Genomic DNA, 24,506 nt, shown 5'->3' on the forward strand with positions numbered 1-24,506 from the left:
CCAAATTTCTGCTTAAGGCAGACTTATCGATCTGTTCCATCAGTGCCGACTATGGCACAATTTTGACAGCATGTGCGCACAACAGCAAGCCTCAAGGCCCAAGCGGCCCCGCCTACCCCTCGATCCGGCGACAATTCGGGCACTCGCGCTGCATTATGTTGGCCGGTATTCGACAACAGCGGCCAGGCTCAAGAACTATCTCGAACGCAAAATGCGCGAGCGGGGCTGGTCGGAATCGGGGCCTCCTCCTGATCTGGACCGGCTCGTGGAAGATTTCGCGCGGCTTGGATATGTCAATGACGACGCCTTTGCTGCAGCTCGCGTCTCTTCGCTCTTGCGCCGAGGATATGGCGCAAGACGGGTCAATGCGGACCTAAGGCATGCAGGCATCGCTGCCGACAAGGCCGAAATCGCGACGCGCCTCGATGCCGAATCGCTGGAAGAAGCTGCAATGACATTTGCGCGACGCAAGCGATTGGGGCCGTTTGGCGAACGAATTACCGATCAAAAAGCAAGAAACCGCGCAATGGCCGCATTTCTGCGGGCGGGGCATGGAGTCGAAATCGCGAGGAGAATCCTTGCGATTGCGCCGGATGATGAGAATTTGGATGATATTTTTGGTTAACCAAACCTTCTCAAATCCTTGTTTTTTCACGACATGGGGTTCATACCGATAGAGCAGTTGGAATGAGGGGCAGAGTAGAATGGAAGGAGCGCAGCACGCTGGCGCGCCTTGGGTCGAGGATAGTGAGTCAGGGGCAAAAGAAACCGGCCACACACAGTCAACAGCAGCGGACAGTGCAACCGGAACACAGTCCGCACGCGTGTTTCATGGCCGCATCAAGTGGTTCGATGCGACGCGCGGCTTTGGATTCATCATTCCCGACGATGGCACAGCAGACATCTTGATCCATTTTTCGGTTCTACGTGAACACGGACGACGAATGTTGCCCGAGGGTGCCACAGTTGTTTGCGAAGCAGTCGACCGCAATCGTGGGCTTCAGGCGACGCATGTCATCAGCTTCGATCTTTCGACGGCGACTGGCGTCGATTTCGACTTGCGCCCCGCGCAACGCAGCGACCGCGCGAATCCTGCTGGCATGGAAGATGCCGGACCCATGGAACCGGTCGTCGTCAAATGGTTCAATCGGCTGAAGGGTTATGGCTTCCTCAATCGTGTCGGCAATGACGCGGACATCTTTGTTCATATGGAAACTCTGCGCCGAGCCGGGATCATTGACATAGAGCCCGAGGATCGGTTGACTGCGCGCATAACGGAAAGCGGCAAGGGATTGCTTGCAGTGGAGGTTGCCAAACCATGAAGAAGCTGGCCCGGTTGGGCTGTGTTGCGTTGCTCCTGACAGTCGTTCCGTCGTGCAAGAACTTGCCCATGATGGGAGAGGCGCAAGCACAGGCAAGCCTTATTCCCCTTACGATCAAGACGTCGACGGCCGTGCGCAAATTCCGGGTGGAAGTCGCGCGGACCGAGGACGAGCAGGCCCGCGGACTCATGTTTCGCCAATCGCTGCCGGAAGATGGCGGCATGATATTTCCGATGAGCCCGCCGCGCTTTGCCAGTTTCTGGATGAAGAATACTGTCATCCCGCTCGACATGATCTTCATCCGCACCGACGGAACCATCGCGCGCATAGCAGCGGACACGATTCCCTATTCGCTTGAGCCCGTCACTTCAGGCGAACCGGTTGCGGCAGTTCTGGAGCTTGCAGGCGGCAAGGCCGCGGCTCTTGGCATTGCCGAAGACGATGTCGTGACGTGGGAAGACAAATAGTCGTATCAGAGCCTCTGGACAGGTGCGCGGGCCGACACTAACGGCTTGCCATGTCGATCCAGCCTACAGACTCAATCCTCATCGTCGATTTCGGGAGCCAGGTAACGCAGCTCATCGCGCGCCGCGTGCGAGAAGCTGGTGTCTATAGCGAAATTGCGCCCTTCAACAGCGCCGCAGAGGCCTTTGAACGGATGAAGCCAAAAGGCGTCATTCTGTCGGGTGGACCCGCATCGGTGACCGATGAAGGGTCACCGCGCGCGCCACAGGCAGTGCTCGATTCCGGCTTGCCGATCCTTGCCATTTGTTATGGCCAGCAGAGCCTGTGCGTCCAGCTCGGCGGAACCGTTGAAGGCGGGCATGCAGCCGAATTCGGACGTGCCGATGTTGAAATTCTCAAGCCGAGTCCATTGTTCGACGGCTTCTGGGAAGTCGGACAAAAATACCCGGTGTGGATGAGCCACGGCGACCGGGTGACTGAAGCGCCCGAAGGCTTCGAGATTATTGGCACCTCTCCCAATGCGCCCTTCGCCATCTGCGTCAACGAAGCGCGACGCTACTATACCACAATGTTCCACCCGGAAGTTGTCCACACGCCTGACGGCGCCAAACTGCTTTCGAATTTCGTCCACAAGATCTGCGGCCTAGCAGGCGACTGGACAATGGCCGAATTCCGTTCAACCAAGATTGCGGACATTCGCGCCCAGGTTGGAGATGGCCGCGTCATTTGCGGGCTGTCGGGCGGTGTCGACTCTGCAGTTGCGGCCGTGCTGATCCACGAAGCGATTGGCGATCAGCTCACATGCGTCTTCGTCGATCATGGCCTGATGCGGCTGGGCGAAGCCGAACAGGTCGTCAGTCTGTTCCGCGAACATTACGGCATCAAGCTTGTCCATGTGGACGCCGAAGCCCGATTCATGATGGGCCTTGCCGGGCTCACAGACCCCGAAGCGAAACGCAAGTTCATCGGCGGCGAGTTCATCAAGGTCTTTGAAGAAGAAGCTGCCAAAATTGGCGGGGCCGATTTTCTAGCCCAGGGAACGCTCTACCCCGATGTGATTGAAAGCGTGAGCTTCACCGGCGGGCCATCGGTGACGATCAAGAGCCACCACAATGTTGGCGGACTGCCCGAGCGGATGAACATGCAATTGGTGGAGCCGCTTCGCGAGCTCTTCAAGGATGAGGTCCGCGCATTGGGCCGTGAACTGGGCCTGCCCGATATTTTTGTCGGCAGGCATCCCTTCCCCGGCCCCGGCCTCGCCATTCGCATCCCCGGCGAGGTGACCAAGGATCGCTGCGATATTCTCCGACTCGCTGATGCCGTCTATCTCGACGAAATCCGCAAGGCAGGACTCTACGACGAAATCTGGCAAGCCTTCGCAGTGCTTCTGCCGGTGCGCACCGTCGGCGTGATGGGCGACTATCGGACTTATGATTATGTCTGCGCACTGCGCGCCGTTACCTCGACTGACGGAATGACGGCGGACGTCTATCCGTTCGAAAGCGCCTTCCTTTCGCGCGTAGCCACGCGGATTGTGAACGAAGTCAAGGGCATCAACCGGGTTGTCTATGATTATACGTCCAAGCCGCCCGGCACCATCGAATGGGAATAATAGGGTAAGCTATGGCGCGCGCACTCATTTCCTCAGGTTCTCCTTTCGAGACACTGGCCGGATATTCAAGAGCAGTGGTCGACGGCGACTGGTGCTGGGTCGCCGGTTCGACGGGGTATGATCCCGTCACGCGGGTCATGCCTGACGATGTTGCAACTCAGGCCGCGAATGCCCTCAAGACCATCGAAGCGGCGCTTGCTGAAGGCGGCTTCGCTCTGGCGGACACGGTGCGCGTCACCTACTATATCACTGACCCAGCCTTCTGGGACGAAATGGTGCCAGTGATCGGTTCCGCTTTCGGCCCCATCAGGCCCGCTGCAACCTGCCTTGTGTGCCAGCTCATAAAGCCTGAAATGAAAATAGAAATCGAAGTCACTGCAAAGAGGCGCCGATGAGCATTGCATTTTATGGCATTCCCAATTGCGATACCGTCAAAAAGGCGCGGAATTGGCTTGATGCGAAAGGGCTTGCTTACAGTTTCCATGACTACAAGAAGGAGGGTGCTGACGCCACAAAACTTGCTGCCTGGTCGAGGCAGGCAGGCTGGGACGTGCTCCTCAATCGCGTAGGCACGACGTTCAAGAAATTGCCGGAGAGCGACAAGACCGGCCTCGATGAAGCCAAGGCCATCGCACTGATGCTGGCATCCCCATCGATGATCAAAAGACCAGTCGTCGAACATCCTGGCGGTTTGCTTGTTGGCTTCAAGCCCGAGCAATGGGAGGCTGTTCTTGGCTGACCACCCGATCCTCATCGCGCACCGCGGCGCATCGGGGGAGCGGCCAGAACACACGATTGCATCCTACACGCTTGCCATCGAGCAAGGCGCCGATTTCATCGAGCCGGACCTGGTGCTGACAAAAGACGGCATATTGGTCGCGCGGCATGAGAACGAGATTTCGACCACCACCGATGTTGCAGACCACCCCGAGTTCGCATCGCGCAAGGCAACAAAAGTGATTGACGGGCACAGCGTCAAAGGCTGGTTCACTGAAGACTTCACGCTTGCCGAGTTGAAGACACTGCGCGCCAGAGAAAGGCTGCCCAAGCTTCGTCCCGCAAATACCGCCTACGACGGCCAGTTCACGATCCCGACGTTCGATGAAATCATCGCGCTCGCCTTGGCGAAATCGAAAGAGACCGGACGGGATATCGGCCTTTATCCCGAAACCAAGCATCCGAGCTATTTTGCCTCGATCGGCCTGCCCCATGAAGGCCCGCTGCTCGCCGCACTCGAAGGGGCGGGATACACCGAGAAGGGCGATCCTGTCTTCATCCAGTCGTTCGAGGTCGGGAACCTGATTGCGCTTTCTTCAAAGACCGGGTTGCGCCTGATCCAGTTGGTCGATGCGGACGGCGGCCCTGCAGACAGGCCGGAAACCACCTATGCCGAGATACTTGCCGACGAAGGACTGAAATCCGTCGCACGCTATGCCGCCGGCATCGGTCCGGCAAAGGACCTGATCATCCGCCGGACCTTGCTCGGCGCTCTGGATGGTTCAACCGGGCTTGTCGCAAGATGCCATTCGGCAGGCCTTGAGGTTCACCCCTGGACTTTCCGCGCCGAAAACTATTTTCTGCCGTTGGGGCTCAGGAAGGGCATCAATCCCCGCAGCGCGGGCGACCTTGCCGAAGAGGTGAGGCTGTTCCTGGCGGAAGGAATCGACGGACTGTTCTGCGATTTTCCGGGAATTGCGCGCGCGGTGATTGACAAGAGTTTCTAGCCGCGCGCGCACTGTGCCGTCGAGATTGCGTGGCGGTCGAGAAATGACGCGATTGCGGCGAGCGCATCCGCGCTCGCTGTCGAATCAAAATCTCCGGGTGTCTTTCCAGTCGGATTGTCGACAGGATGCGCAACATCGAAGCGATGCCGTGCTCCCGGATACAAACGCACTTCAAATTCGGCCTGTGTCGGCACGCGCCCAGTGACCAAGGACTGCAAGGATGACGCTGGTGCAATGCCATCGGCATCGCCCTGCAGGGCAATTACGGGCAGACGCTGTCGCCAGGGACGCTCCTGCGACCGTACGGAAGGATAATAGGCAACCGCGCCCTTGAAGCCTTGGCTGCTGCCTTCTTCCGCAGTCGCAAGCGTCAACGCGCCTTCCGCCCCGCGCGACCAGCCGATGGCAACGCCGGGGCACCGCGCGTCCATGCGCTGCTGTTCCCGGGCGTCTGCCAGTGCGTCGCGAACAATTGCGGCGATCTTCTGTCCCGTCTTGCCTTTGGCGTCGGGCACTTGCGACGCCGCATTGGCATAGTCGACCACGAGGGCATCAATGCCACGGGCATTGAGCCAATGCGCCAGATCCCAATACTGGTTGCCCGGTGCAAGTTTTCCCAGTCCCTCGGCACGGGGCAACAGAACGGCCCAGGCGCGCGGTGTTCCGTCCGGTGCCGCCGGGAACCAGTAATAATGGTTTCGCGCCGGCGACGCAGCGGTGAGCAGGAGCAAGCCCAGGATCAACAGGCAGCGTGCGCGGGCCATGTGCGACTCTCCACTTCTATACAGCACCATATTGCCCCGGTTGTCCCGTGTTGCCAATTGTGCCAATGCGCGCGGCATGGCTAAATTTACACCTTTCCGCTGGGACGATCCCTTCAATCTCGATGCACAACTGACCGAAGATGAGCGGCTCGTGCGCGATACCGCAGAAGCCTATGCACAGGAAAAGCTTCTTCCGCGCGTAGTTTCCGCAACGCTTCAAGAGCGGTTTGACCGCGAGATCATGAACGAACTGGGTGAGCTTGGCCTGCTTGGCGCGACAATCGAAGGCTATGGCTGCGCCGGGGTGAGCCATGTCGCCTATGGCTTGATCAGTCGCGCCGTAGAGCGCGTGGATTCAGGCTATCGGTCTGCCATGTCGGTGCAGTCGAGTCTCGTGATGCACCCGATTCATGCCTATGGTTCTGAAGAGCAGCGCCAAAAATACCTCCCCCGCCTGGCAACCGGAGAGATTGTGGGCTGTTTCGGACTGACAGAGCCCGATGCCGGGTCCGATCCTGCCAGCATGAAAACCCGCGCCAAGGCTGTTCCGGGAGGCTACAGCGTTAGCGGCGCAAAGATGTGGATCACCAACTCACCGATCGCCGACATTGCCATTGTGTGGGCGAAGGACGAAGGCGGGATCATCCGTGGCTTCATCGTCGAACGCGGATCAGAAGGTTTTTCGACGCCGAAGATCGAAGGCAAGATGAGCCTGCGGGCATCGATCACAGGCGAGATCGTTCTCGACAATGTATTCGTGCCGGAAGAAAATCTCCTTCCCAACGTGCAAGGATTGTCGGGGCCGTTCGGGTGCCTCAACAAGGCGCGCTATGGCATTGCCTGGGGCGCAATGGGCGCTGCGGAAGACTGCTTCCACAGAGCGCGGCAATACCAGCTTGACCGCAAGCAATTCGGCCGACCACTGGCTGCAAACCAGATTCCGCAGCTCAAGATGGCAAACATGCAGACCGAGATTGCCCTTGGGCTTCAGGCCGCCATCACTGTTGGCCGGGCGATCGACGCGGATGCATGGTCTCCGGAAATGGTCAGCCTCATCAAGAGGAACAATTGCGGCAAGGCGCTCGACATCGCGCGGATTGCTCGCGACATGCACGGCGGCAACGGCATTTCTGCCGAATACCATGTCATTCGCCACGCGATAAATCTTGAAACGGTCAACACATACGAAGGCACGCATGACGTCCATGCCCTCATACTTGGCCGCGCGATTACCGGTATCCAGGCCTTTTCGGCATAATTATCCATCAGGGCATGGTTGGTCAGGTCTTGGCTGGGGCGTTTCAGGCAGGAGGTTGATGTGCGTTTCGTGATGCGTTCCAAGATCCACAACGCGACAGTAACCGAGGCAAACCTTGCCTATATCGGCAGCGTCACCATTGATTTGGACCTATGTGACCGGGTGGGCCTTTGGGCGAACGAGAAAGTTCTGATTGTGTCGAACACATCAGGCGCTCGGCTGGAAACCTATGTGATCGCCGGACCGCGGGGATCCGGTGCTATAGAAATCAATGGCGCAGCCGCTCATTTGATATCGAAGGGTGAGCAGGTGATTATCATGGGCTTCGAAATGACCGACGTTCCCATTCCTCCGAAGGTCATTCTTGTTGACGCGCACAACCGGTATGTAAGGGACCTGACCGATACGGCCTCAACGACGCTTTCAGACTGATTGCAATTTCTGCAATCACGATTGCATGTAACACGTTTGCATTTTCTTAGCACTTGCAGCATAAGTTGCTCATCGAAACGGAATTGTCCGTTTTGAAGAAAGCAAGTGAAAGGAACTTCGCATGTCTATTGCGTTGCGGTCCGCGAGCCTTGCTGTCGCACTTGGGGCACAGTTTCTTCTGGTGGCCTTCGTCGTCGGCGCCTGATCGGCTCGCCAAACCTCCCAGACAAGGGCCCGTCGGCTTCCAGCCGGCGGGCCCTTTCAGTTGCAGCCTTGCGTATCGGGGCTTTTCCCCCTAAGGGCGCCCTCTTCCCGTCCATGGTCATCCCTGGAGGCGTGGTCGGGATTGTTACCAACTGGAGATAACATATGAGCGATCTGCTGACACTGTCGGCCGATGCGCGCGAACGGGCTGGCAAGGGAGCCTCCCGAGTTCTGCGTCGCGAAGGCCGCGTACCCGCCGTCATTTACGGCAACAAGGAAGCCCCGCAGGGCGTCCATGTCGAAGAAAAGGCGCTGATGAAAGCGCTGATGACCGGCCATTTTTTCAATTCTGTCGTGATGATCGATGTCGGCGGCAAGCCGGTGCGCACCATCCCGAAGGATGTGCAATTCCATCCGGTTACGGAACGTCCGCTTCATGCCGATTTCCTGCGCATTTCGGAGCATGCGACGATCCATGTCGAAGTGCCGGTTCACTTTACGGATGAAACCCTCTCACCGGGTATCAAGCGCGGCGGTGTGCTCAACATTGTCCGTCACGAACTCGAGCTGATCTGTGATGCAGCCAACATTCCAGAAGAGGTCGAAATTTCGTTGAATGGCCTTGATGTCGGCGATTCGATCCACATTTCGCAGGTCAACCTTCCGGCTGGCGCCACGAGCGCTATCACGGATCGTGACTTCACGATTGCAACAGTCGTTGCGCCGTCAGGCCTGAAATCGGCCGAAGGCGATACGACCAAGACCGAAGGCGACGGGGAGTAATCCCCGGCGCCATTCCCGGACGCGCTGATGCAAATCTGGGCAGGCCTTGGCAATCCGGGCGCATCCTATGCCATGCACCGGCACAATATCGGATTCATGGCCGCCGACGTTCTGGCGGACATGTATCGTTTCGGCCCCTGGAAACTGCGTTTTCAGGGGCTGACGTCCGAGGGACGGATCGGGGATGAGAAGATCCTCCTTCTCAAGCCACAAACGTTCATGAACGAAAGTGGGCGAAGCGTGGGAGAAGCGATGCGCTTCTTCAAGCTTGAGCCCGGTGACGTCACCACATTCTATGATGAGCTCGATCTCGATCCCTTTCGGGTGAAGGTGAAGACCGGAGGCGGCACAGCCGGGCACAATGGCATTCGGTCGATCGACGCCCATATTGGCGCAGACTTCCGTCGCGTGCGCTTGGGCATTGGCCATCCCGGGCACAAGGAACGGGTTACGGGCCATGTGCTTGGAAACTTTGCAAAATCCGAAATTGATGCCTTGGCCTCCATGCTCGGCGCAGTCGCAGCGGAAGCGCCCTGGCTGGCCAAAGGCGATGACGCGCGTTTCATGAGCGAAGTCGCGCTGAGACTTCAGGAACAGGAATAAGAAATGGGTTTTCGTTGCGGAATTGTCGGGCTGCCAAATGTTGGCAAATCGACACTGTTTAATGCGCTCACCGAGACTGCTGCGGCGCAGGCAGCGAATTATCCCTTCTGCACAATCGAACCGAACATCGGGAACGTTGCGGTGCCCGATCCGCGCATGGCGGCCCTTGCAGCAATTGCAGGCAGCGCGAAGATCATCGAGACACAGCTTGGCTTCGTCGACATCGCCGGTCTGGTTCGCGGCGCGAGCAAGGGCGAAGGTCTGGGCAACCAGTTCCTCGCCAACATCCGTGAAGTCGATGCAATCGTTCATGTCCTGCGCTGTTTCGAGAATGACGATATCCAGCATGTCGACAACAGGATCGATCCGATTTCAGACGCGGAAACCGTCGAGACCGAACTGATGCTGGCCGATCTGGAAAGTCTCGAAAAGCGTGTTCCCGCCTTTCAGAAAAAGGCCGCGCAGGGAGACAAGGACGCAAAAATTGCGGCCTCCGTACTTGGGCAAGCGCTTGAACTTCTGCGCGAAGGCAAGCCGGCGCGACTGACGGTTCCAAAGGATGAGGAAGAACGCCGAACGCTTGACCTTGCGCAGTTGCTGACATCAAAGCCGGTGCTTTACGTGTGCAATGTCGATGAGGCCTCCGCGGCAAATGGCAACGCGCTGTCCGCCCGCGTGTTTGAGAAGGCCAAGGCCGAAGGCGCGGAGGCGGTAGTGGTCTCTGCGGCTATCGAGGCAGAAATCGTCACCATGCCTCCCGAAGATCGTGGCGAGTTCCTGGCCGATCTGGGACTGTCCGAGACGGGCCTGACTCGCGTTATTCGGGCAGGCTATGCGCTGCTCCATCTCATCACCTTCTTCACCTGCGGCCCGAAGGAAACTCGCGCCTGGACTGTAACCAAGGGATCAAAGGCGCCACAGGCTGCGGGAGTGATCCACACGGACTTCGAACGCGGGTTCATCCGTGCCGAAACAATTGCCTATGACGACTACATTGCCTGCAAGGGAGAGGCCGGAGCCCGCGACGCGGGCAAGCTGCGCTCGGAAGGCAAGGAGTATGTCGTGCAGGATGGGGACGTGCTGCTGTTCCGGTTCAATGTGTGAATCGCTTGCCACTGCGCTGCAATCGATCTCGCCTGCTTGATCTGCATCAATGCTCTGGCTGGCGCTGGCGTGCAATGCGAGCGTCGGGAAGGAGTGGACACATATGGCCAACAGCAAACCAAATGCCGAATCGCCGTTTGAACGCATTGGCGGGCGGGTACGTCTGGCGAGGGTCGTCGACCGGTTCTATACCTTGATGGATCAGGATCCGGCCTATGCCGCGCTCCGCCACATGCACGCTGCGGATCTGACGCCGATGCGCGCTTCCCTGACCGATTTTCTGACCGCATGGATGGGAGGGCCAAGGGACTGGTTCGAGCAACGGCCCGGAGCTTGCGTCATGTCTGCGCATGCCCGGCTTGGCGTGACCCGTGAAACTGCTGATCAGTGGGTTTCCGCCATGTCACGCGCTTTGCGCGAAACAGTCAGCGATGCACCGCTTGTCGAGGCCATGCTCGGGGCGCTTACGCAAATGTCGCGCGGGATGTCACGCGCTTCCGCATAAGGCAGGCAAGAGACGGCCATCGGGCCGCCTCTGCCACTCATCGTTACTTCTTTGGCGGCGGTGCGATGGTGATCTTGACCGTTTCACCCGAATTGCCCGGGAATCCAGTAAAAATCGCTTCCACCAGATTGGGCACAAGATAGGTCAGATTGTCATCGCGCGAGAGTGCCTTGGCACTGCCTTCGAATACACGCTGTCCGTCAGCCTTGCGGTTGATCACCATGCTGACGCTGCTGGTGTAGACGGTGTAGCTCTCAACCTGATCGAAGCCGGATCCGAAGAGGAAGGGATCGTTGAAGCCGTAAATGAAGCCCCGCCGATAGCCGCCATAATAAGGGTAGCCATATGGATAATAGAGCCGTCCAAAACCGGGCCCATAAAACGGATCATAACCAAAGCCGCTGCCAGGGACTGAGCGGATCTTCTCGCGTCCGGTATCGACGCCATAATCGAAATTGACAAGGAGCGTTGCGTGATCCGCATCAGCGGCAGGTTGATAGCCGAGTGCCGAGAGCTTCTTTCCGACCAGATCGGCATATTGCGAAAACTCGAGGCTCCCGACGAGGCGTGGATCGTCGGCCTTCACAAAATAACTCTGGCCTTGCGGTGCCGGCATCAACTGAAAGCGATTGACCTCTGCCTTGAATGGCGTTGCCGCGCAGGCCGACAGCGCAACGAGCGCCAAAGGCGCAGCAAACCGGGCAACAATCCTCAACTTTGACATCTTCATCCCTTTCACACGCGAGTCGGGTGTTACACACCTATCAGTCCCGAACCATATCCGCGAGCCGTGCTTAACCGGGGTTGAATGGAGCAGTTCGGCAGAAATCAAAGGCAGCAGCAAACAGGTTTCGGTTGCGCTTCGCGCAACTTCAATGTTCCGTGCCCTGTGGCTTTTATACAATACCAATGATCAAAATAGCTGAATTTGCCCGGTTTACGTTGACGAAGCTGGCTGGCTGACTCACAGTCGAGCCACGTAATTCCGTCAGGGGAGTGACCATGAATTTCCGGAATCAATCTGCTCGTCGCCACGCGCTTGTCGCGCTGCTTGGTACAACCATGCTTGCCACATCGCCTGCTTATGCGCAGGCAGCCGCTGAAGAAGAAGCCAGTTCGAGCGATGACATCATCGTCACTGCACAGAAGCGCGAGGAAAACCTTCAGGACGTGCCGATCAGCGTGCAGGCGCTGGGCACCAAGAAGCTCGACCAACTCGGGATTTCGAACTTCAATCAATATTCCCAACAGCTTCCGTCCGTGTCATTCCAGACCTCGGCGCCTGGCTCGACGACGGTGTATATGCGCGGCGTCGCTTCGGGCGGCGACGGCAACCATTCCGGATCCCTGCCCTCGGTCGGTGTCTATCTGGACGAACAGCCCGTCACGACCATTGGCGGCACGCTTGATGTCCATATCTATGACATTGCCCGCATCGAGAGCCTCGCAGGCCCGCAGGGCACGCTCTATGGCGCATCATCCGAAGCCGGAACCATCCGCATCATCACCAACAAGCCCTCCACGGCCGGTTTTGAGGGCCGGGTCGATGGCGAACTGAACACGGTTCACAAAGGCGGCGTCGGCGGCAAGCTTGAAGGCATGATCAATGCGCCGATTAGCGACAGCATCGCGTTTCGCGGCGTCGGCTTCTATCAGCGTGACGCCGGATTTATCGACAACGTGCTTGGTTCGCGCAGCTTCCTGCCCACACCAGGTGGAATCACGGTCAATAACGCCGGGTTCGTGAAGAAGAACTACAATGATACCGAGACCTATGGCGGACGTGCGGCGCTGAAAATCGATCTCAATGACAACTGGACGGCTACGCCGACAGTTCTTTACCAGGAACAGAAGACGCACGGCTCCTATGGGTTCGATCCGAGCGTAGGAGATCTCAAGGTTCAGCATTTCTTCCCTGAATTCGGCAAGGACCGCTATCTTCAGGCGGCGCTGACGATTGAAGGCAAGCTTGGCAATTGGGACCTGACCTATGCGGGCGCCTATCTCGATCGGAAGCGGTCATCGTCGAGCGACTATACCGACTATGCCGAAACCTACGACAATCTCTATTCATCCAGTGGCGGCATCGCGGGCTATTTCTATTTCACCGATGCTCTGGGCAACACCATCGACCCACGCCAGAAGGTGCTTGGGTCGGACCACTTCAAGAAGCTGAGCCAGGAATTCCGGATCGCATCTCCGCAGGATAAGCGGTTCCGCGTGGTTGCTGGTGCATTCTACCAACGCCAGACAAATGCCATCCATCAAGATTATCAAGTCGCAAACCTTGACCCTGCCCTCTCCGTGAATGGCATCCCCGGCACATTGTGGCTCACCCAGCAGCATCGCGTCGACCGCGACTATGCCGCCTTTGGTGAAGCCAGCTTTGATATCCTCGACAATCTCACGCTGACGGCGGGGGGACGCGTTTTCAAATATGACAACAGCCTGATCGGCTTCTTCGGCTTTGGCCGCAATCCCGCCGGCCCGCCCTACAACGGAGCGGGCAGTTCGCGCACGGGCGTTGCGGGATGTTTCAACAGCGACGGCAGTACGGTTCGCAACAATCCGGCGGGCACTTTGCTGCCTCCGGCAGTCGCTGGATCGCCGTGCACCAATCTCGCTACTTTTGCGAACGGCGGACTGAAACCTAAGTCTACGACAGGCGATGGCTTCACGCATCGGCTCAACCTGACCTGGAAGCCGGCCGACAAGGTCCTGCTCTACGGCACATGGTCACGGGGCTTCCGGCCCGGCGGCATCAACCGTCGCGGCACCATTCCGCCCTATGCACCGGACTATCTGACCAACTTTGAACTCGGCTGGAAGACCACGCTTGCCGATGGAAAATTGCGGTTCAACGGTGCAATCTATCAGCAGCAATGGAAGAGCTTCCAATTCTCCTTCCTTGGGCAAAACAGCTTCACCGAAATCCATAATGGTCCGAATGCCCGCATCCGCGGTATCGAAGTCGACGCGACGGCCAATCTCGGTGCGCTGACGTTGAACGCGGCTGCCGCTTATACGGACGCCAAGACACGCCAGAACCTGTGCTCGGTGGATGATCCGACATTCACATGTTCCACAGGCGGCAACTTCATCGCGGCTCCAAAAGGAACCAGGCTTCCTGTAACGCCCAAGTTCAAGGTAAGCGGCAACGCCCGCTATTCCTTCCCGCTCGGCAGCTCCAAGGGCCATGTGCAGGCCGTTGTCTCGCACCAAAGCTCCGCATCGTCCGATATCCGGACCGCTGCGACCCAGACGGGTACCGGGCTTACCTACAGCCCGGCGGCGCAGCTGGGTGACCTGAAGGCCTATACCACTGCATCATTCTCGTTCGGGGCCGAATTCGGAATGTTCTCGGTCGAGGCATTCATCGACAACGCCTTTGACGAGCGGGGCCAGATCTCCCGCTTTGCCCAGTGCGGCGCGTGCCTGAGGACCTATATCGTCCCCATCACGCCGCGCACGATCGGCCTGAGGGTCGGCAGCAAGTTCTGACGAAACTTCCCCCTCCCGCTTGCGGGAGGGGGTATTGGCCGTCATGATGGCCATACAGATGTCACACTCCAACGATCAGGCCACTGTGGCATCGGGCAAGCTCGGCATCTGGATGGCCATTGCTCTGGTCATGGGCAACATGGTCGGATCGGGCGTCTTCCTGTTGCCGCAAGGCCTGGCGCCCTTTGGCTGGAACGCGATTGCGGGATGGGTCATCACAATTGCAGGGGCGTTGTGCCTTGCCCATGTTCTGGCGAGGCTGAGCGCCAGTCATGAGCGCGCAATCGGGCCAGCCGAACTCGTCGAACACAGCTTCGGCCCCCTGGCCGGATTCCTGATCGGGTTCAGTTTCTGGGTTTCGGTCTGGACAGGTTGCGTGACCATTGCGGTTGGCGCTGTTTCCTACATGGCAAGCTTCTGGCCCTTGCTTGGCGCCCATCCGTCTCTCGCTGCGCTTGGCGTGATCTGGCTCATGACGGGCATCAACCTGCTGGGCGTGCGGTCGGCAGGTTCCTTTCAGGTCGTCACCACAGTGCTGAAGCTCACGCCGCTTGTTGTGGTGGCCATAGTGATTGGCCTTGTCCTGTCGCAACAGGGCATGACAGCGCTTGCGCCTTACCCGGCCGAAGGATTGTCCCTGCCGTCCGTCAATGCCGCCGCCGCGATGACACTCTGGGCCATGGTGGGTTTCGAAGCCGCCTGTGCCGCGTCACACAAGATCGACAACCCCCAGCGCAACGTTGCGCGGGCCACCTTCTATGGCGCGCTTTTCACCGGCATCATTTACCTGATCGTCTGTTCCGGGATCACGCTGATGCTCCCGGCCGACAAGGTTGCGCTATCGAATGCGCCGTTCGAACTGTTTGTATCGACATTCTGGTCCCCGGGGCCTGCTTCTCTGGTCGCGCTGTTTGCCGCAATCAGCGCAATCGGAGCGGTCAACGGCTGGACACTCGTGCAGGGCGAGGTGCCACTCGAAATGGCCAGACGCAGGATGATGCCGGCCTGGTTCGGAAAGACGCGCGAAAATGGAGTCCCCGTCAACGGCCTGCTGGCGGCGACAGTTCTTGGCAGCATCCTTATCTTTGCCAACAGCAGCCAGACCATGGGAGGGCTGTTTACGTTCATGGCGCTGTTGACCACGTCCGTTACACTCTGGCTCTACCTTGCTTGCGCCTGTGTTGCACTCAAACAAAAGATCGCAGTGCCTTATGCTGTCGCCGGGCTCCTCTTCGGGGTCTGGAGCCTTTGGGGCGCCGGTCCAGTGGCAAGTGGGCTCAGCGTTGTCCTGATGGTCTCCGGACTGCCCCTTTACTGGTGGGCGCGCCGGAGCAGCCTGCCGGTAAACGATCTGTCCGCCAGCACTTCCTGAGCGCAATTGTGGCCCGGAGCGCCGGTCACTCCTCCGCCCGGATGTGATCCTGCCCCGCACATGTAGAGCCCCTTGAACGGCCCGCGATAGGCCCCGTGACCAAGAACGGGGCGCGCAGACCAGAGTTGGTCGAGCGACATGGCGCCGTGCATGATGTCTCCGCCCGCCAGTCCGAACTTGCGTTCAAGCCCCTTGGGCGAAAGCTTCATCGTTCCGAGGATCGACTTGCGGAAGCCGGGGGCATAGTGTTCGACCGTATCGATGATCGTGTCAGCCGCAGCATCCTCCTCGGCATCCCAGTCCCGCCCGTCAGGCAGGACAGGCGCGAACTGCTGGCAGAACAGGCTCGCAACATGCTGTCCCGGAGGAGCGAGACTGTCATCGATAATGGACGGGATGAGCATCTCGACAATCGGCTGGCGCGACCAGCCCTGCACTTTCGCATCGGCAAAGGCCCGGTCCATATAGTCGAGCGTCGGTGCGAGGATGATGCCGGATTGCAGATGCTCGCCCGGCTCCGGAAGGCAGGTAAAGCGCGGCAATTCGCTGAGCGCGACATTCATCCGGAACGTGCCTGAGCCGACCTTGAATCCGCGGATCCGCCGCTTGAATTCGTCGGTCAGATCGCCATCGGCAAACATGCGCTCATAGAGAAGCTTCGGTCCAATATTGGAGATGACCCGAGAGGCCGGAATTTCCTCTCCGCTTTCAAGACGGACCCCGGCCACCTTGCCGCCATCGACCAGGACGCGCGAAACGGGCGCTTCAAGGCTGATCTCGACGCCAGCGGCCTGACAGACCTTGGCCATCGCCTGCGTGATGGCGCCCATGCCGCCGATGGCATGGCCCCACGCGCCTTTCTTCCCATTCACTTCACCAAAGACGTGGTGGAGCAGGACATAGGCGCTGCCCGGTGTATCGGGAGAGGCATAGTTGCCGACGACCGCATCGAACCCGAAAGCGGCCTTGACCGCCTCGCTTTCGAACCAGCCATCCAGCAGCGTCCGGGCGCTCTTGGTGAACAGGTCCAGCACGTCGCGCTGCTTGCTGAGCGACAGTTTGGCAAGCGCCCTGCCCTGCAGCGCGCCATCGATCAGTGTCTTGATCCCGTCGCCAAGATTGGGCGGCGATTTCATCGCAAGGTCACGCAGGACATCTGCCACGGATTCCAGCGATTCATAATAGTCCGGCAGGACCTTGGCATCATGCTCCGAAAATTTGCGGAACTCTGCCTGCGTCCGTTCAAGGCCGCCGCCGAGCTTGAGATACCCTCCGTCTTCCTGGGGAAGAAAGTTGGAGATCGGCCGTTCGATCACCCGATAGCCATGATCGGCCAGCTTCATGTCTGCGATGACTTTGGGCTGGAGCAGGCTCACTGTGTAACTTGCCACCGAATTGCGGAAACCGGGATGGAATTCCTCGGTCACGGCCGCACCGCCCACCGTATCGCGGCGCTCGACGATGCGGACCTTCAACCCGGCCCGTGCAAGATAGAAGGCGCAGACCAGACCATTATGGCCGGCCCCGATGATCACGACATCATAGGTCATCGGGCGCTCCCATAGCCTGCTGGCTTTGTTTCATGTCGCGCCTCGGGCAAGAGCCGACGCAGCTTGCGGGCAAAGCTGCGCAAGCACACTTCGCTTTCGCCGAGCGGACCCGGGGAATAGCTGCTGCTTTCCATCCCGGCCTGAACCCGCGCGATAAGGGCAGTATCCTCGGCATTGACCTGTCGATTGATCCGCCAGTTGAGATAGCGCGCCACCTTCATCTCGCGCCTGTCATCTGGCAGGACGTAGCTGATCTCGCGGATCAGAGTTTCCGTCGCGGAAACTGGGAGGAATTGCATGAAATCGACCTGATCCGGGTAGATGTCGAACGCGACATTGGGCCAGAGCTTGAAATAGAGCCAATGCCGCTGGCGATTCTCCGGCAGGTGCGGAACGGGCGGCAGGAACTTCTGATAGGCACGTTCGGACACATTGGCCGACGGCCGCTCCACAAGATCGCCCCACATCCGGTCGACATGCTCGTTTGCCTCGATTCCGTATCCGCGTCCGAATAACCGGGTCAGACCAGGGTGGGCGATCGGAATGTGAAGCCCGTCCGAATAATTGTCGCCAACATTCTTCCAGTTGACCGCGCGCGGACGCAACGTCACCCGGCCAAGCGCTTCCATCTCTTCAAAGCGATATGGGGCAACCATCGCTTCATAGGGCGCCATCATCTGCGCAACGCTTGGCCCGCCCCCTTCCAGCCGCACAAAGGCGAAGCCCTGCCAGATCTCGAGTTCGACCGGCTTGAGACCGAGCGTCCCCATCTCTAGCCCGGGATAGTCGCCTTTGCCCGGAACACCGGTCAGTCGGCCGTCCTTTTCATAGGCCCAGCCATGATAGGGACAGACCAGCTTCCTGGCGCAACCGCTGGAGCCATCGACAACACGCGAAGCGCGATGGCGGCAGACATTGAAGAACGCGCGAACCTTCAGATCGTCGCCGCGGATGACGATGATGCTTTCACCGAGGTAATCCAGCCCGTGCCAGTCTCCTGGCTGCGCGATGTCGTTCACATGACAGACGACCTGCCAGCTCGGGCGAATGACCGCAGCCATTTCGGCCTTGAAGAAGTCAGGATCATGATAAACCCAACCGGGCAGGCTCATCCCCTCGAGCGAGTCGATACTGGTTACGGTCGATTCAATTCTGGTTGCCATATGTGATCCCTTGCTATACGTTCGTATAACAATATGACGAGCCCGAGGCAATCCTTTGTCCGCGCCGAACCCGATGCGCGCCGCCAGAGCCTGGTGGCGGCATGCGCGCGCTGCCTTGCCAACCTGGGACCGAGCGGAACATCGGTGCGAACGATCTGTACCGAGGCCGGCGTCTCTCCGGGGCTTTTGCGCCACTATTTCAGCGGCATCGATGCCCTGATCTGCGAAACCTATCGCTGGACCGGTGCGCAAGTTGCCGCTGCTCTGGATGCGGCAGTAGCCCAGGCGGACCAGACGCCGCGCGCCCGGCTTCTGGCCTATCTGACCGCGAGTTTTCGGCCGCCGATCGCAAGCCCTGACCTGCTTGCAACCTGGCTGGCCTTCTGGAGCCTCACCAAGACAGATGCGGCCATCGCTGCCGTCCATGCCGAAATCTATCGCGACTATCGCGAAGGGCTGGAAACGCTGATTGCCGCAGTCGATTCGAAAGCACGGGATCATCGCCTGACCGCTGTGGCATTGACCGCCCTGATCGACGGGCTTTGGCTCGAACTGAGCCTCGGATCCGCGCCTTTCACGCCCGCAGAAGCTGCCCTTTTGGCGGAGCGCTGGCTTGATACATTGCTGGGCTGACGTTCACGGCAACTTGTGATACGAAATCGCGAGGAAAAGGAGACTCCGCAATGGCCACAGCAGCAATGCCCGCAAATGACGATCATATCAGAGGCGCCGTCAGCGAAGAGGAATGGGCCATCCGCGTCGATCTGGCAGCGGCTTACCGTCTCGTCGCGCTTTATGGCTGGGATGATCTCATCTTCACGCACCTGTCCGCGCGCGTTCCGGGTCCGGAACATCATTTCCTGATCAATCCCTATGACATGATGTTCGAGGAGATCACGGCATCGTCACTGGTCAAGATCGATGTCGAAGGGAATCCGGTGGTGCCCTCTGCGCACCCGGTCAACCCAGCGGGCTTCACCATTCATTCCGCGATCCATATGGCCCGCGAAGATGCCCATGCCGTGATGCATCTCCACACGCCTGCGGGGCAGGCCGTGAGCGCGATGGCCGAAGGGCTGCTGCCGCACACGCAGACGGCCATGATCGCGCGCCATAATGTCGCCTACCACGAGTATGAAGGCATCGCCACCGACCTCGAAGAGCGCGAACGGCTCGTCGAGGATCTGGGTGACAAGACCGCCATGATCCTGCGGAACCACGGCACATTGGCAGTCGGCCAAACCGTTGGAGACTGTTTCCTGCGCCTCTATTTCCTTGAACGTGCCTGCGACGCACAGGTGAAGATGCTGTCTGCCGGACGCGAGAATTTGTACAATCCGCCGCAAGGCACGCCCGAGAAGGTCGAAACCCAGTCGAGCGGTGCCGGCATGGCCATGGTTGCCCAGCGCCTCGCCTGGCCCGCCTTGATAAGGAAGCTCGACCGGATCGATCCCTCGTTCCGAAACTAGAGCTGGCGGTACAGGCTCGACCTTTGGGCACCGAACGGGTGGAGAACCCTATGTCAGGCGTGGTGAAGTGTGTGCTGGCAAGCCTCGCGATCAGCGCAACATCCGCGCCCGCATATGCCAAGGTGATGCAGGCTGACACGTCCGGCTTTGCCGTTCTGGAGACAGGCGAAGTCCGCGCCAGTCCCGAAGCGGTCTGGGCGGCTCTGGTCCACCCAGAGCGGTGGTGGAACAAGGCGCACAGCTGGACCGGGGACGCCCGAAATTTTTCGATGACGATCAAACAGGGTGGCTGTTTCTGCGAGGCCTTGCCGCATTCCGGGTTCGTCGAACATGCGCGCGTCGTCTTTGCCAGGCCCGCCAGCATGCTCCGGCTCTCAGGGGCGTTTGGCCCGCTCCAAAGTGAAGCGCTGTCCGGCACCCTGACCATGAAGATTGTGCCCGGAAAGGACGGCACAAGCACAGTGACGTTCGAATATGTCGTCGGCGGCTATTCCAGAATGGCATTGACCGAACTGGCCCCGGCCGTTGACGGGGTCATTGCCGAACAGCATCGCCGCTTGCTCAAACTTGTCGAAACCGGGCGCCCTGACTAGGCGCTCTTGCTCTCCGTGATGACTCCGGGATTGCCGCGCTCTGGAAACTTCGGGGTGCATTGGCTGTAATAGGCAGTCACCTGCTCCATGTCCTTTGCATAATCGCCCGTCGGCCAGATTGCCGGACCGAGGCCCACCACCTTGCGCTTGTAGTCCATCACGCCGCACACCAGCGGCACCCCTGCGCCTACTGCTATGTGGTAGAAGCCCGTCCGCCATTGACGAACCTTGCCGCGCGTTCCTTCGGGCGCAATGGTCAGCATGAATTCCGATCGTTTCGCGAATTCGGCGATCATCGCGTCGACATAATTCCCCGACTTGCTGCGATCGACAGGAATGCCGCCCATTTCGCGCATCATTTTCCCAAAGGGCCAACGAAAGAGCGACTTCTTGCCCATGAACGACAAGTGGAGATTGAGCCGCTTTGACGCGCCGACAAAATAGACGAAGTCCCAGTTGCTGGTATGGGGTGCGGCAATGATGACGAACTTGCGAGGCTCAACCGCGCGCCCCTCAACCGTCCAGCCTTGACGGCTGAACCAGTAATCAATGACAGCCGTCAGCAGTCGCGCGACCAAACCCTTCTTACCCATCCCCATGCCCCTGATTTTTGATGCGAGCATAGCCGTGTCGGCGCAGGTGGCAATGGAGTAGAGATCACAAGTTTTTCAGGCCGTCCTCGATGCGCTTCACATCGTCGGGTGAAATCTGGGCGCCGGTTGCGTCTGTTGCCACCGCTGCGGAGTTGCCGTCCTGCGGGTCGGGGCCAACCCATTCCACGGCCATCCAGCAAATTCCGGCCGCCCAGAGCAGGGCCATCCAGCGACTGCGGAAAATCCAGGAATAGCGGAAAAATGGAAGCATGCCCCCGCCCTACACGGTTCCGGTTAAGGAACCGTGCGCTTCAGGGTGGCTATTCCATCAACGGCAGCGCCGTTTGGTTGCGACTTCGCGACCGATCAGGGCGCCGGCAGCGGCACCGAGGATTGTGCCGGTCGCGCGTTCGCCGCGCGTATCGATCGCACGCCCGACGAGCGCGCCGCCCGCCGCGCCGACGACCAGACCGACTGTTCCGTCCGACTTGCGGCAATAGGTACGGCCATCCTTGCCGCGCCATTCGCGATACTGGTGATCCCTGGCAGACGCCGACACAGTAGGCACAACAAGTGCAGACGCGGCAATTGCCGTCATCGTCGATAATGTAAGAAACTTGCGTATCATGATGTTACCCTTTGTGTTGTTCTGACCGATGCTCAATGGCACGGCCAAGATGAACCTTGGCAGAACCTGTGTAAACGGATCGCCGCTGCGCTGGCACAGGTTGCCGATCCAAAGTAGCACGATCAATTCACCTGTCGACGCGCAACGCAGGTTCATCGTTGGTCGATTGCATCCGGATAAACACGTGGTGATGACAAGGCATGTTGAAGCCTTTCCTGGTCGCCGTTGGGGTTCTGGTTGCAAGCGTTGCGCATGCCGATCCGATTGACGTCGCCCCCGGCATCAGGCTGGTGTCGGGATCCAATGCAGCAGGCCGACAACCAGACGGCAATTCCATCCTGATCGATGCCCCGCAAGGATTGATCCTTGTCGACACTGGTCGTCACAGAGCACATCAGGAGGCGATTCTCGCCTTTGCAAGACTTCGTGGCAAGCCAATCGCCGCCATTATCAACACGCACTGGCATCTGGACCACAGCGGCGGGAATGAGGAAATTCGCGCTGCTTTTCCAGCAGCGCCGCTCTATGCGAGCAATGCTGTGGACGGGGCACTGCGAGGCTTCTTGCGGACAAGCCGCGCCGATGCCGAAGCCTATCTGCGCTCAGGCAAGGCATCGCCTGAAATAGCAGAAGACATAGCGCTGGACATGGCCGCAATCGACAATCCCGGGGCGCTTCGCCCCTCGATCCCTGTCACCGGCAGCACTTCAACAGGAATTGGAGGCCGAAAGCTCGAACTGAATCTTGCACCATTTGCTGCGACAGAGGGAGACGTTTGGCTTTACGACCATCGATCCCGCGTCCTGATTGCAGGCGACCTTGTGGTTGCCGCCGCACCGTACCTGGATACGGCTTGCCCCGAAGGATGGCGCAAGGCGCTAGACAGCATCGCAGCCCGAAACTTCCGGATCCTGGTTCCCGGTCACGGAGCACCCATGAACAAGCCGCAGTTCCTCAAATGGAGACGTGCCTTCACCAATCTGCTCGATTGCGCAGCAAGCAATGCCGCCAATGCGGCCTGCATCGCAGGTTGGAGACGCGATGCATCAGTCTTCATTCCGGCCGAAAAAAACACCGATGGCCTGATCGCCTATTACCTTGAGACACGGCTCCGCGCTGCGCCGGACGAACGCCAGCGATACTGCAAGCCTCAATAGGCTCTAGCGCCAGCGCAAGTTTTCGCGTGACAGCTGGTCAACGGATCGGATCCCCATGAGCCGCATGTCGCGTTCCACTTCGTCGCGAAGCAAGCGCACAGCCCGGGATACGCCAGGCTTACCCGCCGCCGCCAGAGCATAGAGATAGAGGCGCCCGCCGGAACAGGCCTTTGCGCCGACGCTGAGCGCCTTGAGGATGTGCGTGCCCCGCATGATGCCGCCATCGCAAATCACGTCTATCTTGTCGCCAACGGCATCGACAATTTCGGCGAGTTGGTCAAACGGGGCACGACTGCCATCAAGCTGACGGCCGCCGTGGTTCGAAACCATGATCGCCGTTGCCCCAATGTCCACGGCTTTTCGCGCATCGCCAACGGACATCACGCCCTTCAGGCAGAACTCCCCTCCCCAATCGGCGCGGATTTTCTCCGCAGTCTTCCAGTCCATTGAACGGTCGAGCACGGTATCGAAATAGTTGCCGATTGAAATCGGCTCCTTCGAGCCCTCGCTGTAATGGTCCTTGAGATTGGCCAGTTCAAATTTGGTGCGCAGGAAATAGTTGAAAGCCCAGCCGGGCTTGAAGGCATAGCTGAGCATGCTCGGGATGGTCAGGCGGACCGGAGACGTGAACCCTGTCCGCAAGTCGCGCTCGCGGCGACCGCCAACAATTGTGTCGACCGTGAGCGTCAGGGCATCGAAGCGGGCAGCCTTGCATCGCTCGATCAAGGAGGAATTCAACCCCTTGTCCTTGTGCACATAGAGCTGGAACATCTTTGGGGCCGAGATCGTCCGGGCGATGTCTTCTATGCTGATCGTGGCGAGCGAAGAGATTCCGAAATAGGTTCCGTTCTCTTGTGCCACCGCCCCAACCGCCGCCTCTCCGTCGCGATGGAACATGCGCTGCAAGGCAGTCGGTGACAGGAAGAAGGGCAGGTCGAGCTTGCGCCCGAGAACAGTCACCGACATGTCGATGTTCTCGACCCCGGCGAGGACATTGGGCACCAGATCGCAGGCATTATAGGCTTCACGATTGCGCTTGCGGGTTATCTCGTCATCGGCAGCGCCGTCGATATAATGAAACACTGGCCCGGGGAGGCGTCTCCGGGCCAGTGCTCTGAAATCGTCAAGATTGTGGCAGTCGGACAGGCGCATGGGATTCCCCTTCTGCGCCTGTCCATAACGAGACTAACCGCGAAGGTTAAGCAGCCTTGCGACTATCGCCTTCAATTGCCGTCAGCGTCGCACCGCCAATTGCAATCTTGCGCGGCTTCATCGCTTCGGGGACCTCGCGCACCAGCTCGATCGCAAGCAGCCCGTTGGTCAAGGCAGCGCCCGTGACTCGGACGTGATCGGCAAGCTGGAAGCGCCGCTCAAAGGCCCGATTGGCAATACCGCGATGCAGGTAGCGATGGTCATCGTCGTTCGCCACGACCTCGGCCTTCTTGCCCGAAACGACCAGGAGGTTCTGCTGGGCAGTGAGCTCAATCTCGTCCTCAGCGAACCCGGCAACTGCAAGCGTGATGCGATAGGCATCCTCGCCGGTGCGTTCGATGTCATATGGCGGATAATTCGTCCCGCCGGTGTCGCCGCGCGCAGCAGCTTCCAGCGTATCAAACAGCCGGTCGAAACCGACAGTCGAGCGGCGATAGGGAGAAAAATCAAATACAGTTCTCATGTCAAATGTCCTTTCAAAGCAACACTCAC

Annotated in this window: 28 protein-coding genes; 19 read left to right on the forward strand and 9 right to left on the reverse strand. The window is 59.1% G+C overall.

Annotated elements, in window-relative coordinates; translation table 11 throughout:
- The first annotated feature begins 70 nt into the window (after positions 1 to 70).
- From K0O24_RS00300 to K0O24_RS00330, 7 genes are all read left to right on the forward strand, one after another.
- On the forward strand, positions 71 to 625 hold the full coding sequence (locus K0O24_RS00300) for a regulatory protein RecX (RefSeq protein ID WP_219893869.1): 555 nt from the start codon (positions 71 to 73) through the stop codon (positions 623 to 625).
- Between the two features lie 79 nt (positions 626 to 704).
- Entirely contained in the window at positions 705 to 1,322 is a 618-nt protein-coding gene (locus K0O24_RS00305) for a cold shock domain-containing protein (protein WP_219893870.1), read from the forward strand.
- On the forward strand, positions 1,319 to 1,789 hold the full coding sequence (locus K0O24_RS00310) for a DUF192 domain-containing protein (RefSeq protein WP_219893871.1): 471 nt from the start codon (positions 1,319 to 1,321) through the stop codon (positions 1,787 to 1,789). The genes K0O24_RS00305 and K0O24_RS00310 overlap by 4 nt, the downstream gene beginning before the upstream one ends.
- Positions 1,790 to 1,839: 50 nt before the next feature.
- Entirely contained in the window at positions 1,840 to 3,399 is a 1,560-nt protein-coding gene (guaA, locus tag K0O24_RS00315) for a glutamine-hydrolyzing GMP synthase (protein ID WP_219893872.1), read from the forward strand.
- Between the two features lie 11 nt (positions 3,400 to 3,410).
- Positions 3,411 to 3,794, forward strand: coding sequence for a RidA family protein (locus tag K0O24_RS00320; protein ID WP_219893873.1), 384 nt, complete (start codon positions 3,411 to 3,413; stop codon positions 3,792 to 3,794).
- Positions 3,791 to 4,138, forward strand: a complete 348-nt coding sequence (locus K0O24_RS00325; protein WP_219893874.1) for an arsenate reductase — start codon at positions 3,791 to 3,793, stop codon at positions 4,136 to 4,138. The genes K0O24_RS00320 and K0O24_RS00325 overlap by 4 nt, the downstream gene beginning before the upstream one ends.
- Positions 4,131 to 5,123, forward strand: a complete 993-nt coding sequence (locus tag K0O24_RS00330; RefSeq protein WP_246611067.1) for a glycerophosphodiester phosphodiesterase — start codon at positions 4,131 to 4,133, stop codon at positions 5,121 to 5,123. The genes K0O24_RS00325 and K0O24_RS00330 overlap by 8 nt, the downstream gene beginning before the upstream one ends.
- Here K0O24_RS00330 and K0O24_RS00335 read toward each other — a convergent pair.
- On the reverse strand, positions 5,120 to 5,887 hold the full coding sequence (locus tag K0O24_RS00335; RefSeq protein ID WP_219893875.1) for a dienelactone hydrolase family protein: 768 nt from the start codon (positions 5,885 to 5,887) through the stop codon (positions 5,120 to 5,122). The genes K0O24_RS00330 and K0O24_RS00335 overlap by 4 nt on opposite strands.
- A gap of 76 nt (positions 5,888 to 5,963) precedes the next feature.
- On the opposite strand from K0O24_RS00335, the gene K0O24_RS00340 reads away from it, so the two are divergent.
- The 6 genes from K0O24_RS00340 (at position 5,964) to K0O24_RS00365 (ending at position 10,776) form a co-directional block, all read left to right on the forward strand.
- Positions 5,964 to 7,145, forward strand: coding sequence for an acyl-CoA dehydrogenase (locus K0O24_RS00340; protein WP_219893876.1), 1,182 nt, complete (start codon positions 5,964 to 5,966; stop codon positions 7,143 to 7,145).
- A 60-nt stretch (positions 7,146 to 7,205) separates the two neighbouring features.
- On the forward strand, positions 7,206 to 7,577 hold the full coding sequence (gene panD / locus K0O24_RS00345) for an aspartate 1-decarboxylase (protein WP_281421685.1): 372 nt from the start codon (positions 7,206 to 7,208) through the stop codon (positions 7,575 to 7,577).
- A gap of 369 nt (positions 7,578 to 7,946) precedes the next feature.
- Positions 7,947 to 8,564: a 50S ribosomal protein L25/general stress protein Ctc gene (locus K0O24_RS00350; RefSeq protein ID WP_219893877.1), complete on the forward strand. Its 618-nt coding sequence runs from the start codon at positions 7,947 to 7,949 to the stop codon at positions 8,562 to 8,564.
- Between the two features lie 27 nt (positions 8,565 to 8,591).
- Entirely contained in the window at positions 8,592 to 9,167 is a 576-nt protein-coding gene (pth, locus tag K0O24_RS00355) for an aminoacyl-tRNA hydrolase (RefSeq protein ID WP_219893878.1), read from the forward strand.
- 3 nt (positions 9,168 to 9,170) lie between these two features.
- Positions 9,171 to 10,271, forward strand: a complete 1,101-nt coding sequence (ychF, locus tag K0O24_RS00360; RefSeq protein ID WP_219893879.1) for a redox-regulated ATPase YchF — start codon at positions 9,171 to 9,173, stop codon at positions 10,269 to 10,271.
- Between the two features lie 103 nt (positions 10,272 to 10,374).
- Positions 10,375 to 10,776 carry a group II truncated hemoglobin gene (locus K0O24_RS00365; RefSeq protein WP_219893880.1) on the forward strand — a complete coding sequence of 134 codons (402 nt, stop codon included), beginning with the start codon at positions 10,375 to 10,377 and terminating at the stop codon, positions 10,774 to 10,776.
- A 43-nt stretch (positions 10,777 to 10,819) separates the two neighbouring features.
- Here the strand turns inward: K0O24_RS00365 and K0O24_RS00370 are convergent, their stop codons facing one another.
- Positions 10,820 to 11,500, reverse strand: coding sequence for a DUF4136 domain-containing protein (locus tag K0O24_RS00370; protein WP_219893881.1), 681 nt, complete (start codon positions 11,498 to 11,500; stop codon positions 10,820 to 10,822).
- A 278-nt stretch (positions 11,501 to 11,778) separates the two neighbouring features.
- Here K0O24_RS00370 and K0O24_RS00375 point away from each other — a divergent pair, with 278 nt between their 5' ends.
- Entirely contained in the window at positions 11,779 to 14,277 is a 2,499-nt protein-coding gene (locus K0O24_RS00375) for a TonB-dependent receptor (RefSeq protein WP_219893882.1), read from the forward strand.
- 58 nt (positions 14,278 to 14,335) lie between these two features.
- Positions 14,336 to 15,649: an APC family permease gene (locus tag K0O24_RS00380; RefSeq protein WP_219893883.1), complete on the forward strand. Its 1,314-nt coding sequence runs from the start codon at positions 14,336 to 14,338 to the stop codon at positions 15,647 to 15,649.
- Here K0O24_RS00380 and K0O24_RS00385 read toward each other — a convergent pair.
- A complete protein-coding gene (locus tag K0O24_RS00385; protein WP_219893884.1) occupies positions 15,589 to 17,199 on the reverse strand; it encodes a phytoene desaturase family protein in 1,611 nt (536 codons plus the stop codon). The genes K0O24_RS00380 and K0O24_RS00385 overlap by 61 nt on opposite strands.
- Positions 17,196 to 18,362 (reverse strand): aromatic ring-hydroxylating oxygenase subunit alpha, encoded by a 1,167-nt coding sequence (locus K0O24_RS00390; RefSeq protein WP_219893885.1) that lies wholly within the window; start codon positions 18,360 to 18,362, stop codon positions 17,196 to 17,198. The genes K0O24_RS00385 and K0O24_RS00390 overlap by 4 nt, the downstream gene beginning before the upstream one ends.
- Positions 18,363 to 18,395: 33 nt before the next feature.
- Here K0O24_RS00390 and K0O24_RS00395 point away from each other — a divergent pair, with 33 nt between their 5' ends.
- From K0O24_RS00395 to K0O24_RS00405, 3 genes are read left to right on the forward strand one after another with little or no spacing between them, the layout of a single operon-like run.
- Positions 18,396 to 18,995, forward strand: a complete 600-nt coding sequence (locus tag K0O24_RS00395) for a TetR family transcriptional regulator C-terminal domain-containing protein (RefSeq protein ID WP_219893886.1) — start codon at positions 18,396 to 18,398, stop codon at positions 18,993 to 18,995.
- Positions 18,996 to 19,045: 50 nt separating this feature from the next.
- The gene (locus K0O24_RS00400; RefSeq protein ID WP_219893887.1) at positions 19,046 to 19,831 is read left to right on the forward strand and encodes a class II aldolase/adducin family protein; all 786 of its coding nucleotides are present in this window, start codon (positions 19,046 to 19,048) and stop codon (positions 19,829 to 19,831) included.
- A 50-nt stretch (positions 19,832 to 19,881) separates the two neighbouring features.
- Positions 19,882 to 20,424 (forward strand): SRPBCC family protein, encoded by a 543-nt coding sequence (locus K0O24_RS00405; protein WP_219893888.1) that lies wholly within the window; start codon positions 19,882 to 19,884, stop codon positions 20,422 to 20,424.
- On the opposite strand, the gene K0O24_RS00410 is transcribed toward K0O24_RS00405, so the two are convergent.
- From K0O24_RS00410 to K0O24_RS00420, 3 genes are read right to left on the reverse strand one after another with little or no spacing between them, the layout of a single operon-like run.
- A complete protein-coding gene (locus tag K0O24_RS00410; RefSeq protein ID WP_246611068.1) occupies positions 20,421 to 21,047 on the reverse strand; it encodes a lysophospholipid acyltransferase family protein in 627 nt (208 codons plus the stop codon). The genes K0O24_RS00405 and K0O24_RS00410 overlap by 4 nt on opposite strands.
- A 34-nt stretch (positions 21,048 to 21,081) precedes the next feature.
- On the reverse strand, positions 21,082 to 21,288 hold the full coding sequence (locus K0O24_RS00415) for a hypothetical protein (RefSeq protein ID WP_219893889.1): 207 nt from the start codon (positions 21,286 to 21,288) through the stop codon (positions 21,082 to 21,084).
- A 57-nt stretch (positions 21,289 to 21,345) separates the two neighbouring features.
- Positions 21,346 to 21,645, reverse strand: a complete 300-nt coding sequence (locus K0O24_RS00420; protein WP_219893890.1) for a glycine zipper 2TM domain-containing protein — start codon at positions 21,643 to 21,645, stop codon at positions 21,346 to 21,348.
- A 200-nt stretch (positions 21,646 to 21,845) separates the two neighbouring features.
- On the opposite strand from K0O24_RS00420, the gene K0O24_RS00425 reads away from it, so the two are divergent.
- Complete coding sequence (locus tag K0O24_RS00425) at positions 21,846 to 22,802, forward strand: MBL fold metallo-hydrolase (protein ID WP_219893891.1); 957 nt, start codon at positions 21,846 to 21,848, stop codon at positions 22,800 to 22,802.
- A gap of 3 nt (positions 22,803 to 22,805) precedes the next feature.
- Here K0O24_RS00425 and K0O24_RS00430 read toward each other — a convergent pair whose 3' ends face one another.
- Together K0O24_RS00430 and K0O24_RS00435 are read right to left on the reverse strand one after the other, a co-directional pair.
- Positions 22,806 to 23,954: an alpha-hydroxy acid oxidase gene (locus K0O24_RS00430; protein WP_219893892.1), complete on the reverse strand. Its 1,149-nt coding sequence runs from the start codon at positions 23,952 to 23,954 to the stop codon at positions 22,806 to 22,808.
- 46 nt (positions 23,955 to 24,000) lie between these two features.
- Complete coding sequence (locus tag K0O24_RS00435) at positions 24,001 to 24,477, reverse strand: Hsp20 family protein (RefSeq protein WP_219893893.1); 477 nt, start codon at positions 24,475 to 24,477, stop codon at positions 24,001 to 24,003.
- Positions 24,478 to 24,506: the final 29 nt, after the last annotated feature.

The sequence above is a fragment of the Aquisediminimonas profunda genome (assembly GCF_019443285.1).
Taxonomy (GTDB): domain Bacteria; phylum Pseudomonadota; class Alphaproteobacteria; order Sphingomonadales; family Sphingomonadaceae; genus Aquisediminimonas; species Aquisediminimonas profunda.

Excerpts from the sequence above, each read along its gene's own strand:
- K0O24_RS00300 (WP_219893869.1), top strand. The coding sequence starts at position 71 with ATGTGCGCACAACAGCAAGCCTCAAGGCCCAAGCGGCCCCGCCTACCC.
- K0O24_RS00305 (WP_219893870.1), top strand. The coding sequence starts at position 705 with ATGGAAGGAGCGCAGCACGCTGGCGCGCCTTGGGTCGAGGATAGTGAG.
- K0O24_RS00310 (WP_219893871.1), top strand. The coding sequence starts at position 1,319 with ATGAAGAAGCTGGCCCGGTTGGGCTGTGTTGCGTTGCTCCTGACAGTC.
- guaA (WP_219893872.1), top strand. The coding sequence starts at position 1,840 with ATGTCGATCCAGCCTACAGACTCAATCCTCATCGTCGATTTCGGGAGC.
- K0O24_RS00320 (WP_219893873.1), top strand. The coding sequence starts at position 3,411 with ATGGCGCGCGCACTCATTTCCTCAGGTTCTCCTTTCGAGACACTGGCC.
- K0O24_RS00325 (WP_219893874.1), top strand. The coding sequence starts at position 3,791 with ATGAGCATTGCATTTTATGGCATTCCCAATTGCGATACCGTCAAAAAG.
- K0O24_RS00335 (WP_219893875.1), bottom strand. The coding sequence starts at position 5,887 with ATGGCCCGCGCACGCTGCCTGTTGATCCTGGGCTTGCTCCTGCTCACC.
- K0O24_RS00340 (WP_219893876.1), top strand. The coding sequence starts at position 5,964 with ATGGCTAAATTTACACCTTTCCGCTGGGACGATCCCTTCAATCTCGAT.
- K0O24_RS00350 (WP_219893877.1), top strand. The coding sequence starts at position 7,947 with ATGAGCGATCTGCTGACACTGTCGGCCGATGCGCGCGAACGGGCTGGC.
- pth (WP_219893878.1), top strand. The coding sequence starts at position 8,592 with ATGCAAATCTGGGCAGGCCTTGGCAATCCGGGCGCATCCTATGCCATG.
- ychF (WP_219893879.1), top strand. The coding sequence starts at position 9,171 with ATGGGTTTTCGTTGCGGAATTGTCGGGCTGCCAAATGTTGGCAAATCG.
- K0O24_RS00365 (WP_219893880.1), top strand. The coding sequence starts at position 10,375 with ATGGCCAACAGCAAACCAAATGCCGAATCGCCGTTTGAACGCATTGGC.
- K0O24_RS00370 (WP_219893881.1), bottom strand. The coding sequence starts at position 11,500 with ATGTCAAAGTTGAGGATTGTTGCCCGGTTTGCTGCGCCTTTGGCGCTC.
- K0O24_RS00375 (WP_219893882.1), top strand. The coding sequence starts at position 11,779 with ATGAATTTCCGGAATCAATCTGCTCGTCGCCACGCGCTTGTCGCGCTG.
- K0O24_RS00380 (WP_219893883.1), top strand. The coding sequence starts at position 14,336 with ATGTCACACTCCAACGATCAGGCCACTGTGGCATCGGGCAAGCTCGGC.
- K0O24_RS00385 (WP_219893884.1), bottom strand. The coding sequence starts at position 17,199 with ATGACCTATGATGTCGTGATCATCGGGGCCGGCCATAATGGTCTGGTC.
- K0O24_RS00390 (WP_219893885.1), bottom strand. The coding sequence starts at position 18,362 with ATGGCAACCAGAATTGAATCGACCGTAACCAGTATCGACTCGCTCGAG.
- K0O24_RS00395 (WP_219893886.1), top strand. The coding sequence starts at position 18,396 with ATGACGAGCCCGAGGCAATCCTTTGTCCGCGCCGAACCCGATGCGCGC.
- K0O24_RS00400 (WP_219893887.1), top strand. The coding sequence starts at position 19,046 with ATGGCCACAGCAGCAATGCCCGCAAATGACGATCATATCAGAGGCGCC.
- K0O24_RS00405 (WP_219893888.1), top strand. The coding sequence starts at position 19,882 with ATGTCAGGCGTGGTGAAGTGTGTGCTGGCAAGCCTCGCGATCAGCGCA.
- K0O24_RS00410 (WP_246611068.1), bottom strand. The coding sequence starts at position 21,047 with ATGCTCGCATCAAAAATCAGGGGCATGGGGATGGGTAAGAAGGGTTTG.
- K0O24_RS00415 (WP_219893889.1), bottom strand. The coding sequence starts at position 21,288 with ATGCTTCCATTTTTCCGCTATTCCTGGATTTTCCGCAGTCGCTGGATG.
- K0O24_RS00420 (WP_219893890.1), bottom strand. The coding sequence starts at position 21,645 with ATGATACGCAAGTTTCTTACATTATCGACGATGACGGCAATTGCCGCG.
- K0O24_RS00425 (WP_219893891.1), top strand. The coding sequence starts at position 21,846 with ATGTTGAAGCCTTTCCTGGTCGCCGTTGGGGTTCTGGTTGCAAGCGTT.
- K0O24_RS00430 (WP_219893892.1), bottom strand. The coding sequence starts at position 23,954 with ATGCGCCTGTCCGACTGCCACAATCTTGACGATTTCAGAGCACTGGCC.
- K0O24_RS00435 (WP_219893893.1), bottom strand. The coding sequence starts at position 24,477 with ATGAGAACTGTATTTGATTTTTCTCCCTATCGCCGCTCGACTGTCGGT.